Origin of the sequence: Synechocystis sp. LEGE 06083 (assembly GCF_015207725.1) — a bacterium.
Taxonomy (GTDB): domain Bacteria; phylum Cyanobacteriota; class Cyanobacteriia; order Cyanobacteriales; family Microcystaceae; genus Synechocystis; species Synechocystis salina.
In genome coordinates this window covers 1-15,173 of sequence record NZ_JADEWJ010000070.1, presented here as the reverse complement: position 1 = coordinate 15,173, position 15,173 = coordinate 1, and the positions used below count along the sequence as shown (strand labels likewise).

General features: G+C 47.3%; 9 protein-coding genes. 2 read left to right on the top strand and 7 right to left on the bottom strand.

Going from position 1 to position 15,173, the window contains the following annotated elements:
* Positions 1-2,022, top strand: a 2,022-nt coding sequence (locus IQ219_RS07445; protein ID WP_194072209.1) for a copper-translocating P-type ATPase, incomplete at its 5' end; no start/stop codon positions are given.
* A 143-nt stretch (positions 2,023-2,165) separates the two neighbouring features.
* Here the strand turns inward: IQ219_RS07445 and IQ219_RS07440 are convergent.
* Complete coding sequence (locus IQ219_RS07440; protein ID WP_194072208.1) at positions 2,166-4,487, bottom strand: ATP-binding protein; 2,322 nt, start codon at positions 4,485-4,487, stop codon at positions 2,166-2,168.
* Positions 4,488-4,505: 18 nt separating this feature from the next.
* Positions 4,506-6,269: a bifunctional diguanylate cyclase/phosphodiesterase gene (locus IQ219_RS07435; protein WP_194072207.1), complete on the bottom strand. Its 1,764-nt coding sequence runs from the start codon at positions 6,267-6,269 to the stop codon at positions 4,506-4,508.
* A 675-nt stretch (positions 6,270-6,944) separates the two neighbouring features.
* Between IQ219_RS07435 and IQ219_RS07430 the strand changes: the two genes are divergently transcribed.
* Positions 6,945-7,694 carry a hypothetical protein gene (locus IQ219_RS07430; protein ID WP_194072206.1) on the top strand — a complete coding sequence of 250 codons (750 nt, stop codon included), beginning with the start codon at positions 6,945-6,947 and terminating at the stop codon, positions 7,692-7,694.
* Positions 7,695-7,761: 67 nt separating this feature from the next.
* On the opposite strand, the gene IQ219_RS07425 is transcribed toward IQ219_RS07430, so the two are convergent.
* The 5 genes from IQ219_RS07425 to IQ219_RS07405 form a co-directional block, all read right to left on the bottom strand.
* Positions 7,762-9,543: an ABC transporter ATP-binding protein gene (locus IQ219_RS07425; protein ID WP_190597748.1), complete on the bottom strand. Its 1,782-nt coding sequence runs from the start codon at positions 9,541-9,543 to the stop codon at positions 7,762-7,764.
* A gap of 364 nt (positions 9,544-9,907) precedes the next feature.
* Positions 9,908-12,283, bottom strand: a complete 2,376-nt coding sequence (locus IQ219_RS07420; protein WP_194072205.1) for a hypothetical protein — start codon at positions 12,281-12,283, stop codon at positions 9,908-9,910.
* A 79-nt stretch (positions 12,284-12,362) separates the two neighbouring features.
* Positions 12,363-13,433 carry a PilW family protein gene (locus IQ219_RS07415; RefSeq protein ID WP_194072204.1) on the bottom strand — a complete coding sequence of 357 codons (1,071 nt, stop codon included), beginning with the start codon at positions 13,431-13,433 and terminating at the stop codon, positions 12,363-12,365.
* The gene (locus IQ219_RS07410) at positions 13,378-13,860 is read right to left on the bottom strand and encodes a prepilin-type N-terminal cleavage/methylation domain-containing protein (protein WP_194072203.1); all 483 of its coding nucleotides are present in this window, start codon (positions 13,858-13,860) and stop codon (positions 13,378-13,380) included. Before IQ219_RS07410 ends, IQ219_RS07415 begins: the two co-directional genes overlap by 56 nt.
* A gap of 57 nt (positions 13,861-13,917) precedes the next feature.
* Positions 13,918-14,667 carry a prepilin-type N-terminal cleavage/methylation domain-containing protein gene (locus tag IQ219_RS07405; RefSeq protein WP_228016784.1) on the bottom strand — a complete coding sequence of 250 codons (750 nt, stop codon included), beginning with the start codon at positions 14,665-14,667 and terminating at the stop codon, positions 13,918-13,920.
* Positions 14,668-15,173: the final 506 nt, after the last annotated feature.

Genomic DNA, 15,173 nt, shown 5'->3' with positions numbered 1-15,173 from the left:
GAGATGGCCTCTGCGGAGCAGAAGAAGGACAACAAGCCCCTATTTTCCGCCAAACTGGTGACGAGTTTAGGGATCAGTGCGGTGCTATTTTTCGGTTCGCTGCCGATGATGCTGGGGGTGAATATTCCCCATTTTCCCCATATTTTCCATAATGCTTGGTTCCAATGGCTCCTGGCCACCCCAGTGCAGTTTTGGTGCGGGGCGGAATTTTACCGGGGAGCGTGGAAATCTGTGAGAACCCGCAGTGCCACCATGGACACCCTGGTGGCCTTGGGTACCAGTGCGGCCTACTTTTATTCCGTGGCCATTACCCTTTTTCCCCAATGGTTGACCAACCAAGGACTAGCGGCCCACGTTTATTTTGAAGCGGCGGCGGTGGTAATCACCCTGATTTTATTGGGAAGGTCCTTGGAACAGCGGGCTCGGCGGGAAACTTCGGCAGCCATCCGTAAATTAATGGGACTACAACCCCAAACTGCTTTGGCCAAACGGGGAGAAACCTGGCAAACAGTGGCGATCGCCGATCTAACTATTGATGATGTGGTGCGGGTGCGGCCCGGGGAAAAAATTCCGGTGGACGGTGTGGTGAAGGCTGGTAACTCCACAGTGGACGAATCCTTGGTGACAGGGGAAAGTTTTCCGGTGGATAAAACCGTTGGAGCGGAAGTGATCGGGGCCACGTTAAATAAAAGCGGCAGTTTGGATGTCCGAGTGACTAAGTTGGGGCAGGATTCTGTGCTCGCCCAAATTATCCAATTGGTACAGCAAGCCCAGGCTTCCAAGGCCCCCATCCAACATTTTGTTGACCGCATTACCCACTGGTTTGTCCCCACCGTGATCCTGGTGGCGATCGCCGCTTTTTGTACCTGGTGGATCACAACGGGAAATATTACTTTGGCGGTTTTAACCCTGGTGGAAGTGCTGATTATCGCTTGTCCCTGTGCATTGGGTTTGGCCACTCCCACCTCCGTGATGGTAGGTACGGGTAAGGGGGCAGAATATGGCGTGTTGATCAAAGAGGCCCGCAGTTTAGAAATGGCGGAAAAGCTAACAGCCATTGTGCTGGATAAAACCGGCACGTTAACCGAGGGTAAACCCAGTGTGACTAACTTTTTTACCCTGTCTCCCACCTCCACCGAGGAAAGCTTGCAGTTAGTCCAGTTGGCGGCCAGTTTGGAGCAATATTCCGAGCATCCCCTGGCGGAGGCGGTGGTTAATTACGGTCAATCCCAACAGGTAGGTTTGTTAGACATAGAAAACTTCCAGGCGATCGCCGGTTGTGGCGTGGCAGGACAATGGCAGGGCCAATGGCTGAGATTGGGGACGCCCAATTGGTTAGCAGACCTGGGGGTGAATGATACGGATCATCAACCATGGCAAAGCCAGGCCCAGCAATGGGAAGGGGAGCAAAAAACCGTCATTTGGCTCACGGTGGGCACGGAAATTAAAGCCCTCTTGGCGATCGCCGATGCCCTCAAACCCTCTTCTCCCCAAGTGGTACAAGCCCTGAAAAAACTAGGTTTATCCGTTTATATGCTCACCGGCGACAACCAGGCCACGGCCCAGGCCATTGCCGACAAAGTGGGTATTCGCCATGTGCTAGCCCAGGTACGTCCAGGGGATAAGGCCCAGCAAGTGGAACAACTGCAACAACGGGGTAACATCGTGGCCATGGTGGGGGATGGCATTAACGATGCTCCGGCCCTAGCCCAGGCCGATGTGGGTATAGCCATAGGGACCGGCACCGACGTGGCGATCGCCGCCAGTGACATCACCCTGATTACTGGAGATCTACAAGGAATTTTGACTGCCATCAAACTGAGCCGAGCCACCATGGGCAACATTAGGCAAAATCTCTTTTTTGCTTTCATCTACAACGTGGTGGGTATTCCTGTGGCTGCTGGGGTGTTCTATCCCCTTTTTGGTCTACTGCTCAATCCCATCCTGGCTGGAGCCGCCATGGCCTTTAGCTCCGTTTCTGTGGTGACTAACGCCCTTCGTCTGAAAAAGTTCCATCCTTAGAGCCTGTTTGTAAAGTCTGATTTTGCCCCCTAAATCCCCCAATACTGGGGGACCTTTACTCTGTTTCCCCCCAAATTTGGGGGGGCAGGGGGGCTTTTCAAACACGTCCCTAGTCGCTAGTCAAAATTTACTCTCATTAATTCCTAGACTGGAGGCTCATAGACCGCGGGCAAGCGGTTGGGTAGCCACACTTGGAAGTGGGTGCCTTGGTGTAATTGACTGTCAACACGAATTGAGCCGCCATGCAAATCAACACAGGTTTTGACAATATTCAAACCCAACCCTGTGCCTTGGACATTGCCCACATTACCGGCTCGCTGAAAAGTAGTAAACAACTTAGGAATATCCTGTGGAGGAATGCCAATCCCGTGGTCAGTTACATTAAAATCCACCCCCACATCAGCTAAGGCTAGTTTAATCTCAACAACACTACCGGCGGGCGAGTATTTCACTGCATTGCTGACTAAGTTAGTCATAATATGACCCAGGAGTTTTGGGTCCATAAACGTTGGCTCCACCACATCACCAAAATCAACATTAATGTGATGTCTTTGGCCAATTCCAGCTTGAATGGTATCAACAATGCCTGTGATGATCTCGATCACATTGATGGGGGCCGGTTGAAACTGGAGCTTACCCGATTCAGCCCGACCAATGAGCAAAATATCGTCCAACATAGCTTCTAAGCGACCAATTGCCTCATATATTCGTTGTAAATGTTTCTGTTCTCGTTCTGGACTTGCTTTCACCGCTGGAGAATTCAAGAGTTCAGCCGAGGACAATATCGTGGTCAACGGAGTTCTAAATTCATGGGAAACCATCGAGATAAAGCTAGTTTTTAAGGCATTAATTTCGTGGACTCGGGTCAGCATTTGCTGGATATTGTCTTCTATATGGCGGCGCTCAGAAACATCCCGAAATACCATCACAGCTCCCTCTGCCTGGCCGCTGAAGCCAATAATTGGGGCACAGCTATCATCAATGGCAATTCTGGCTCCATCGGGTTGTAATAGCATCACTGCCTGATCAAAAACCTGGTTACTCTCAAACTTCAGGGCGGCTTTGATCGGTGATGGATAAACTTCACCTTTAGCCGCATCAATAATCCGCACAATCTGGTCAAAATCCTGTCCGATGCCATCTTGGCTTGCACAGCCAGTTAAAACCTCAGCCACAGGGTTCATCAGGGTAATTTTTGCTTGGGCATCGGTGGTAATAACGGCATCGCCAATACTCGAAAGGGTGACCTCTAAGTATTCTTCATGACGGTTAGCAGTCATTTCGGCTTGGCGGCGGGAGCGAACTTCCCTCAAAGTCAACAGAACAATCAAGACTGTCAGGAATAAACCTAACAAGAACGTTCCCACTAGAACTAAAAGATTGATCTTCTGTCCTTGGATTGATTCTGCTTGGCGTTGGGACAGGAGGTCTTTTTCATGGGCTTTAATTTTCTGAAGAATATTTAAGGGCTCGTCAATTATGGTCACTAATTGCGGAGAAAGATATATATTATTAACACCTTCTAAATCTTGATTATCAATATCAATGATAGTTTGGTCAAGAATTTTGGTTTTGGCCAATATACTGGTTTCGAGCTCTCGCAAAGACGACTGCTGAATCGAGTTGTCTTGGGTCAAGGTTTTCAGTTTAAAGAGGTGTTGGAAAATTTCATTTCTACTGCGTTCGTATTTGTTCAAGGATCGATTTGGCAACAGGGAGTAACGGCGCACATCCAAAAGATTTTCGCGGGAGGATAGTTCTAATTGGTCAATTTCCCGGAGAACGTTGAGGGTATGGGCAACTTTTTGACTATTCTGACGAGACTTGTTTAAGGTCCATAATGATGCACCAGCAGACACTAGGAGCAGGATCATGATCAGGCCAATGCCAATGCCAAATTTGCGATAAAAGTTGTTTTGTTGAAGAGCCTGTGACCTCTGCTGAGCCTGTTCGACCAATGCCCCCATTGCCCGTCGTCTTTGAATTTCCATCACCACGAGCCGGGCTAATTCTTTAAGAGTGCGTTGTTGATCTGGGGTAAGTTCCCTTGGGATATAGTCACAGATACAGAGTGTTCCTAGGGCAAATCCATCGGGGGTGATCAGGGGCGCACCGGCATAAAAGCGAATCATTTTACCATTCAATTGGTGGAGATTTTCAGCATAGTTACTATCCCGTAGGGTATCTGGAATAATTAGGATATCCGGTTGTTGGATGGCAATATTGCAGTAAGCGGTCTGGCGTGGCCCCTCTGTAATCTCACAGCCAATTTTGGACTTAAACCACTGGCGATCGGCATCTACTAAACTGATCAAAACAATAGGAACTTGACAAACTTCCTTAACCAAATGCACGATTTGATCAAAGACAAATTCCGGTTGAGTGTCCAAAAGACGACAACTTCGTAAAACCCGCAGTCGCTCTTCTTCCCATTCGATCCCGTTCGCTAAACTGACTTCTTTCAATCGAGATACCTCAGTCTATTAAAGAGATCGCTTCTTGAAACAATATTTTTGAAATATTTCGGGAACTTCCCAGTTTTGTAACAGACTGAAAAACTCAGGCTCAGGAATGGGACGGCTGAAATAATATCCTTGCAAATAATCACATCCCCGTGCTTGCAAGAAGTTCATTTCAGCTAAGGTTTCTACCCCTTCTGCCACCACCTTTAAATTCAAATCATGACATAGGTGAATAATGGCTTGGACAATACGACCATTCTTGACATGACTATCAATATTACGAATAAAGCACTGATCAATTTTGACCGTACCTACAGGTAAACTTTGCAAATATTTGAGCGATGAATATCCTGTACCAAAATCGTCAATGGAGAAGGTGACCCCTAATTGCTTTAGGGAATTCAACAAAACAATAGTTTGATCTACATTGTCCATCAAACAGGTTTCTGTAACTTCAAATTCCAAGCAACGGAACGGTAGGTCATAGCACTGAAGCTTGCTTTCAATCATTTCATAGAGGTTTTCCTGGTTAAATTCTCGCGGAGAAAGATTGACCGCCACAGAGATCTCGCTCAATCCGTTGAGGTGCCAATGCAGTTGGTGTTGGCAAACCTGTTCCAAAACTTTTTGACCAATGTAAACAATTAACCCTGTTCTTTCAGCAATTGGGATAAACTGCGACGGAGGTAATAGGCCTTTTTCTGGATGTTCGCAACGTAAAAGGGCTTCTGCCCCGCTGATCATGCCGGTGGTAGCATCAATTTTTGGCTGATAGAAAACACGAAACCAAGATTGATCCAAAGCCTGGTACAAATCATCTTCCAGAATGAGTTGCTCTCGAACCTGCTGTTGTTTTATCTGATTATAAAAATGAAACGATTTCTCTTTGGGCGCAGTAATGGCGGCGAGGTGGGCATTGCGGACTAAAGACTCCAACTGAATTTCATCTTCTGGGAAACAAGTAATCCCAATAGTCGCTGATAACCGGGTACGCCATGGACCAGTTTCGAAGGGGGGAGCCAGGGCCTGGTGAACTGCTTGCGCAAAGGCTTCAATCTCAACTCGATTTTTGGGAGTTGCGGCAATGACTAAATACTGGTCATGATCGATCAAGAAAATAGCGTCCTCTGCGCCTAGACAAAGGGTGAGGCGATGGCTTAATTCCTTTAACAAATCCTGACATTGCTTGGGTGTGAGCGTCATCTCGATCTGGTCTAGTTGCAAAATCTGAACAGACAGAATTGCCACTAATTGACTAATCAGTTTTCGCTCAGCAATGGTTTTGTCAAATGATTCTCGCAACAAAAATTTGTTTGGCAATCCCGTGATCTGGTCATAATGGTAACTTTTTTCTAGCTCACGGCGGGTATTTTCAACGATTAAATTGCTTTGCTGTTGTTGAGAATTTACTTTGGATAACCGTGCGGCAATGGTTTCTAGTAACTCGACTCGACTAAATGGTTTGGTGAGGTAATCATCTGCTCCAAATTTCATTCCTGTACGTTGATCGACCCGATCTGCTTTAGCTGTGAGGAAAACAAAGGGAATTAATGCGGTGTCCAAGTTTTCTCGCAAGGACTTAATAACCCCATAGCCATCCAATTCTGGCATCATGACATCACATAAAATTAAATGGGGATTCTGACTTTCGGCAAGACTTACTCCGACGACGCCATTTTCCGCCGTCTGAACGATAAAGCCTTCATCTTCAAGCAATTCAGCAATATTTTCACGGATGGTCTCTTCGTCTTCAATGACCAAGATTTTTACATTATTGTTATTCATACGTAATTGTTATTCATACGTAGGACATAGAAAAAATTAATACTTGCGAATGGAAACTATGTTTCGTTGCGCACACAGTAACAATAATTTACATTGGCGTCAAGTTGTTGGTATTTTTTTTGAGGGAATCATTGTGAAGTGAGTCTTTGTCCTCAGTCCAAATGCTCAAAATAATGTTAATTTTACGTTAAATTCTAGCCAGATTTAGAACAAAAAATTTACGATGAAATGCTTATCCTTAAAGGGTTTGAAGGCTTTTTTCATCACTAAAGACGGTGGAAAGGATAAATTTTGAGCTAAAAACTGGCCAAGAATACATAAATTTTACCAACCTCTCATATTATCCTCTTTTTGCCCCGCTGTTCAGTCCAATTCTGACTGGAGCCGCCATGGCCTCTAGCTCCGTTTCCGTGGTGACTAACGCCCTACGTCTGAAACAATTCCGTCCTTAGAGTATGGAAAAACGCTAATTTTTTTGGTACTGACAATTGGTAAAAGGATCGATTATGATGGCCGTGTTGACCATAGGCGTCAAATCTAACTTTTAAACGTCATCAGCAATGGTTTTCCTGGATTTTCGGGTATGGAGGTCTGGCCTGAACCTGTTTTTTCCTTTATTTGCCCGTCACTTGCCAGTAACGCTCTGTTGCCCCCCCTTTTTGTGAATCCAATGCCATGGCTAAATCCCCCTGTTCTCAGTTACTAGGCGAAATTTTAAGGGATGCTGACCTCATCACCGAGGCTCAGATACAAGTTGCCCTTCAGGATCAACAGTATTCTCCTTTGCCCATTGGCGAGATTTTGGTAGTGCGGGGCTGGCTACACCAGGAAACCGTCGACTTTTTTGCTGAGTCCTGGCCCCGGATGGTTAAAACCCGCGATCGCCGTCCCCTGGGTTACTACTTACAGCAAGCTCATTTACTCCAGGAAGAACAGGTTGATTTAATCCTCGAAGAACAACGTAAGTTGGGAATCAGATTTGGTTCGGTGGCAGTGCTGAAAGGTTGGATGAAGCAAAAGACCCTTGACTATTTCCTCGAATATTTGGCACCGGAAGCTAGAACTACTTCCGCTTTCCAGGGTCGCAATACCGAGGCCAACATAGCTTTTAGCCGGGATACCCGTCTGCAAACGGAAGCGCCCCGCGAAACTGGCGATCGCCATGGCCAGACTAAGACCCCCCATCGGGATAGGGTCACTGGCTCTTCCCGCACAGCCAATAATAATGGTCGTATTGCCCTCAATCCCTTTGCTAGCAGTTCTGGTAACGGTAAAGCCCGCACCAGTAAAACTAAGCAGACCCATAGCAATGATAGCCACACTACCAATCCTAACCGGGAGGACTTCGACTTAGCCTCGGTTTTGGGGGAAAGTTCCAAGTCCACTGCTGAGAGGGATTGGGAAGACCCCATCTGGGTTGATTAGTCCTTCTCGCTTTCCAAATGGGGTGATTTGGAAAAGCACCTAAAAGCCCATCTTCCCTGGACTAGAGTCAACTGACCCCGCTCCTCAGACCCGTTTGTACCCGCCAGAGTTTGGCGTACACCCCTTGTTGTGCCAGCAGGCTTTCATGGTCGCCCATTTCCTCGACCAGGCCGTTTTCCAGCACATAAATTTGATCAGCATAGCGCACAGTGGAAAGGCGATGGGCAATGGTGATGGTGGTGCGGTTTCTGGTGATTTTTTCGAGGGAACGGACAATGGCCGCCTCCGTTTCGTTGTCCACTGCTGACGTGGCTTCATCCAAAATAAGAATGGGGGGATTCTTCAAAATCGCCCTGGCGATCGCCAACCGTTGCCGTTGACCACCGGAAAGTTTTTGTCCCCGTTCGCCGATGATGGTGTCGTAACCCTGGGGCAATTGCTCGATGAATTCTTCCGCCTCTGCTAAATTGGCCGCCCGTTGAATTTGGGTCAAAGTGGCATCTGCGCTGCCGTAGGCAATATTCTCCCGCACTGTGCCATGGAATAAAAACACATCCTGGCTCACCAAACCAATACTGCGCCGTAAATCCCCCAGGAAATATTTCTTTAGATCTACGCCATCGAGCAAAATATCTCCGCTGTCCCACTCGTATAACCGCAGTAATAATTTGACCAGGGTGCTTTTCCCTGACCCCGTTGCCCCCACAATGCCAATGGTTTGCCCGGCCGGTACCCGTAGGGAAATGTTTTTTAACACTGGTGAACGCTGGGGGTAGGCAAAGCTAATATTTTGGAAAATTACTTCTCCTTGTACTTGGCTAGGATGGAGACTCAATTCCCCCGGATGGGCTTGAATAGGGGTTGCTAAAAGTTGCATCACCCGCTGGGTGGAGGCCATGGCCCGTTGATATAGGTCCAAAGTTTTACCCAAACCGGTCAACGGCCAGAGCAGTCGTTGGGTTAAAAAGACCAACATGCTGTAACTGCCCACAGCCAAATTGCCCCGCACCGCATCTAAACCACCGAAGTAAAGAATGGTGGAAAAACCTACAAAAATAATTACCCGAATTAGGGGCACAAAGGCCGCACTCAAGGCGATCGCCTGTTGATTACTGTCTCGGTAGGCATCACTATCTTGCCGGAGCCTTTCCACTTCTTCCGCTTCGGTGGCGAAACTTTTGATGGTCATAATGCCACTGAGGTTATTCGAGAGGCGGCTGTTCAAATTACTGACCTTTTCCCGCACCAGGGCATAGCGGGAGGTGAGCAAAGACTGAAAGTAGATCGACCCCAACAGCACAAAGGGCATGGGCACCACTGCCATCCAGGCAATGTCCGGGGTAATAACAAAAAATGCACCGCCAATCACCACCACTGTGGTCAGCACCTGCAAAATTTCGTTGGCCCCCACGTCCAAAAACCGTTCCAACTGGTTGATGTCATCGTTGAGAATGGCCATCAGCCGCCCGGTACTTCTTTCCTCGAAATAGGCCAGGTCTAGCTGTTGCAAATGGGCATAGGCATCCAAGCGCAGATCATGTTGGATATCCTGGGCGAGGTTACGCCAAAGCCGCTCGTAGGCATATTCAAAAATCGATTCCAGGGCCCAAATAACCGCCGAAACCACCGTCAGCACTAGGAGTTGGCTTTCCACTGCCACAATGCCCCAGCGGGCCAGGAAAGAATCCTGCTGTTTGATCACCACATCCACCGCTAAACCAATTAGGGCGGGCGGGGCCAGGTCAAAAATCTTATTCAGCAGGGAGCAGGCGATCGCCCAGTAAATTTTGGTACGGTGGACCCGACTGTAATTTAAAAGGCTGAGGAGAGGAGCAATGGGTTTGGTCACAGGGCAGGCAAAGACAAAAAAACGGCGATTTTAGGCTGGGGCACCATCTAATACAGTACAGTGGAAGTCCTTTTTCTGCCCAAGGCTATGCTTGAAAATCTCAGGGCACTAAATCGCAATTTTCCTTAAAAGAGAATACCCACCAAAAATTTCCCCCCTTAATAAGGGGGGCCAGGGGGGATTAATCACTCCTATCAAGGGAGGCTAAGGGAGGAGGTTAATCGCCCTTGTCAAAGAAAGCTAGGGAGAATTAATCACCAGAAGCCAAAGGATTTTAACTCCAACCATCCAAGCCAGTTCTAAACAAATTTAGTGACTGAAATAGTGACTTCCCAGGAAATGATGGAAGATCAACATGCAAATTTTACTGATCAAATTTACGAGAGAAGCCCTCTTGTTTCAGGAATACAAACCGGGGAGACAGAGGGGGGAGATTCTTGGCATTATTGAAGCGGGTCTCGTAGCTCCAATTCCGAGTCGGTGCACCGTATAGCTGATTGCTCCATCGGCCTGTAACTCGCTCCGGCGTGCCTGTACTAACAAAAGACCCCGTGTAGTTTAAAGTACCCCAATTTTCATGGAAGCGGGGATAATTCTCCAAACCACCATTATATCCGGGGGTCTCAGTTGAGTTGGTGATGTCCGTACCCGATAGAAAGGCTGAATTGATTGTTGTGTCAAACGCATTCCCACCACAGCCCGTACCGCTGGCCTTGCGAAGTTGCTGATCAGTATTATCTATGCACCGCCGTGAAAGAACATTTAATGAATCAGCCAGAACACTGGCCGGTTGCCAATTGGTAATGTTATAGTCCCCCACCATATAAACCGCTTGGTCACTGACAAAAGTTAGACCAGTGGGGTCAAAGTTATTGGTAGTTTCTGCTAGTCCAGGCAATTGTCCGCCCCCTACCAAAGCAAATCCGTAGGGGCTAGCATTGGTGTCAGGGTTTGGGGTAGCGCCAGCACTAACAGTGGCATGGAAAACCAGACCATTACTACTGGTGTCAGAACCGGCCAAACCTAATCTTTGGAAGGAATTAGCCGGAGCAGCAGTGTCCGCTGTTGCCGTAGCAAATAACAGTTGATTGGCAGAAACTAAGCCCGTGCCAGTGTCATTAAGGTAAACTCCCTGGGAATTCCAAACAGTCAAACTTTCTATGTTGATCTGCATCAGCCTCATGGCCCTGAAATTGTTGCCAGGACTGCGCTCACGGTTATTGATAAAACTCACTCCATTGGTATAACCGGTGGTGTTGAAATGCTGGATGGGAGCACTAATAAAACAACCACCAGCCAGGGCGGCAATTTGATTAGGAGTCAATGTCCTTATCAGAGTTCGTTGAACAATGGTTAAAACTCCAAGATTCGTCTCCAATGCATCCCTGACACCACCAGTGCTATTTAGCGGAGAAGAGTCCAAAGTCACCCCCATAGCAGAGAAGGGAACTGGAGTGGTCTGAGACAGAATTGCCCTGCGGAGTGCATTAGGTAAATCGGTAATTTGGCCTGGGAGCAAACCGGTGACAACTGGGGCAGTGACAGGGGTACAAACCCCCGCCGTTACTGCGTTTCCCGTTGCTAAAATTGGTTGACGTAAACTGGCCAATTGGGCATTAGTCAGCGGTGTGGCAGTCCCAACCCCCAGCGCATCACGTTTGGTGGCTGTGACGTTATATGGAATGATCGTCGTGCCAATACCAGGGACATTAACACCAGTTTTCTCTGGAGCATAGACAAAGTTGATATCGGCTTGTTGAGCATAGTTACCCCCTGCCCCCAGGGAGCTGATGGTGGGAATAGACAATGCTTCAACGGCCAATTGTACCTGACTTCCCCACGTAGCATTGACATTGGCCGGTATCATCGCCGCTGTTGTTTGGGTCGTACTACCGGTTCCCCCCTGTAGGAGATTACGCAAAGTTCCGGCACTATTAGCTATCCTTACTCGGCCATCGGGATAGGTACTGTTATCATTTTTACGGCGATTGAACAAATCTCGGCCCACCGTCACTTGCCCTGTAATCGCCAATACGTTATTTGCCCCCAAAAACAGACTGCCGTTGGTGTGCACTGGACCGTTCAGGGTCATATTCGGCCCAGGCAGAATTTCCAAATCGTTGAGATAAAAAGCCGCAAACTGGAACATGGGAATTTGCCGACTTTTCACCGTCATTTCAGTCATGGCGATTACTTCGTCAGGGTTGGCATTTTGTTTGGCAGTAACGGAACTGATGTCATAACGAGTTTCCAGCATATTCAAGCCCTGAAAAGTCTCGCCAGGGGGTACCGTGCCCTGGATGGCCACACCACCGTTCTTGGGCACCACATAGCTGTAGGCCATAATGTTGGCCGTATTTTTATCAGGGGAAGCGAAGCTTGCCACCTTACAACGGAAATCCCCAGTGCCCATACTGGTCTGTTGTAGACATTGATTTAAAGAGCTTGGACTGGTGCCACTAGGGTTTCTATCACTGAGAAAAACATCCCGCAATTCCTCCACCCGCATATTGAGAGCGCCTTCTGCACCGTAAAAACCGCTATTTCCCGTGGCTGTCCCCTTGGCAGATATGTTATTAACCTTAGCCAAAATTGCATAGGCCACCAATAAACCGGATAGGGTAATTAGTAGGGACACTACCAGAAAGAGCATATAGCCCCTAGGGTTACCCTTGGGATTTCTAGAAAATAAAAATAGGGTGAGGCGAATATTGCTAACAGCGTTAAATTTAGGTTTCATGGCTTTGACGAATAGGAAGAAAGATAAGATAAGTTAGAGCAGGCTATAAAACAATAGAAAATAATTAAACTTTCTCCACTTAAAAATTAATTAAGTTACGGGGATAAAAAGTTTGGGTTTGGATTCGGCTATTAATGTTATCAATGTTGGTAGTAGACAGCCCAGGAGTATTGCTAGCAAGATTGGGTTTACTGGTAACTTCAATGCCATCAATTTGGGACCAGTTGTAGGTATCAGCCAAAGTAGGACTGCAGGTAAAGCTGTTAGTTTGGGGAAGAAGTGTTGTACATTGGGAGACGGTGTTACCTTGTCTAACTGCGGCTCTAACGGTGAACTGACCAACATTATTGATGAGATTAACCGGAGAGCCACCGTCAATACTTGTCTGGAGAGTATTCCCATTCAGTTGATAGGTACGTTCTTCTACAATTATTAACCTGGTTGCTCCCCCGGCAGTGTAGGCATTGGCAAGGGTTCCGGTGACATCGATGGAGGCCGAAGCAACTTGGTTTGCGCTAGGGGTACCTGATATGGCGCCCCCACCCGCATCATAGATTTTTTCTCCGGTGTAACTAAGACGTTCAAGCCGGCCACTGCCGTCGTAAATATAAATTCCCAGAGTGCCGCCATTACTTTGTCGATAGCTTCTCCACTCGAGCCAATCGTCGGGGTAATTATCCCCATTACCATCCACCGGAACACAACCAGCCGGCGCTGCAAGATCGGAGGTCAACACTGTGATTGATGTCTGCGCCCCAGCCGTTAGGCCCTGACAAATTCTTAGCTTAGTTGATACTTTCAGTTGACGAACAGTCAGTTTTGAATTATCCGAACCGCTGGGAAAAGGTTCAATGGAAATAACCGGAAAACTAGAATCCACACCAACGCCTTCCCCCGCTTGGGTAATGGCCGGTCCCACTATATCAAACACGGTTCTCAAATTCTGGTTGGTGTCATTTTTTGCTGCATCTTTCAAATACATTTCCCTGTTAACAAAAAAAGCAAAAGAGGCTAGCTGAAGCAAAATGCCAGCAATGACTACTGACACAATTAGTTCAATTACGGTCACCCCCCGGTTATTTTTACGGGCAACATTAGGAGCGGATGCGGAGGCGAGCAAAAACAGTTTGTACACGATAGATAGTTTCATTGGGATTATTGGAGGCTTTAACTTCAAGTAAGATTTGGCGGGCAAAATCGTTTTCCCCCACTGTTGTGGAACAGGTGCCGGCAGGATTGGCTGGATTTAAAGTGGTGCCCTTCGTGCAAATATACTGATCAACCTGATATTTATCGCCATTTTGTCCTGGCACATTCGTCAGCACTGTTTTGCCCAACTTGCTGTTCAGATCAGTCATAGGTTGGCGGCGGAGATCACTCATCAAGTTATTGGCCACCGCAGTAGCTCCACTGATCTGGCGGTTCTTGGCATTCTGCATACCAAAGTTCATAAAGGCAGGCAACATCACCGCTATGGTAATGCTGAGGATTATGAGGGCAACGAGGTTTTCTGTCATGGTGAAGCCCTCGTCGGCCCTTCTGAGTTTGAAAAGTTTAAGTTGTTGTTTTGTCTGCATTGCCCATAGTCCTTTGACTAAAAATTTCCCAAAATTTGCTTTAGCAACTATTAGTTTTTAATTTCCCATGGCTCCACCAGGGGCAACGGTAACCTTCGCTTCCTGATTGGTACGGGTATTGGTTAGAACTAATTCAAGATTGCTATTGACTACGCCATCGGCGTTAAATAGGGTCACTAAACCCCGGCTGTTAATGCAGATAGACCACCCAGTCACTGCCGTACCGCCAAATCTTCCCGTCAGGCGGACATCAGGATCAGTTTTGGCGCTCTTCTTGTTGATGTTAAGGTCTTCTGCCAAGAACACCCCATCGTTCCTCCAGTTTTTCACAGTTTCCACCTTTGTTCCTGTTGCTTTTGCCCCCACTGCCCCCCCTAGGGTTAGGGTGTTATCTCCGAAGTTAACCGACAGCACATCTGCCTGGGTTCCCCCTACACTCACACGATCGCCAATGGCAAATCCATTCACGCTATTCAGGGCAATGGTGGTATCCGTAGCTAAGGACGGTTGACGGAGGGTGGCATTGGCTTGACAGCTACCACTCCTGATTTTTTGTACCTGGATTGCCTCGTTGGGATTATTCGGATCGGCGTTGATGCGATAGGTGGAAGTGGTCGTTATTGCCCTGGTTCTGGCAGTCTTGACTGCGTTCTGTAGGCGGTCCTGGCTGTATTTAAGGGAGTTTTCGTTCCATTGCCCAGAGTTTATTGCCAAACCTGACAGGATGCCAATCATCACCATTACCACCACCAACTCCATGAGAGTGTATCCGGAAGCCGGAGAAGCCCTTTGGGAATTCCTGGCCAACAGTAGAAGTGAGTGGAATTTGGAAAATGGAGTTTTGTACATAGTCAGTGGGGATTCTGGCGATCGGTGCAAGGCCGTTGGGGGATCTTTTCTTACTTATTTCGGGGTTGATTTTTAGGGTTAAACTTTGGTTTAGTAATGAAATTTTAAGCTTAAGTAAAGGACTTCTAAGTTGCTCCTAAAGACAACCAATGTTATTCAGGTTATGGAGAATAGATGGGGGTAGGGGGGATTTTTGTCTACAAAGTCAAGGTTTGGCAATGGAGTTTTTAAACAAAATCTCTGGGCTGTTGCTAGTCAAATCAAACACGTATTGGCATAGGATAGGTGACAACTAACATCACTTACAATATTAATTTAATTTACGGCATGTGATTGTTAACTAACGCACCAAAGGTTGTGACACTGAGCACCAAAATAGTCTATCTGTTTGCGATTTCTCCCTGTAATTAGTGGGATGACGGTGACTAGGGGGGGATTTAGTTATTATTCGGATACATTTTAAT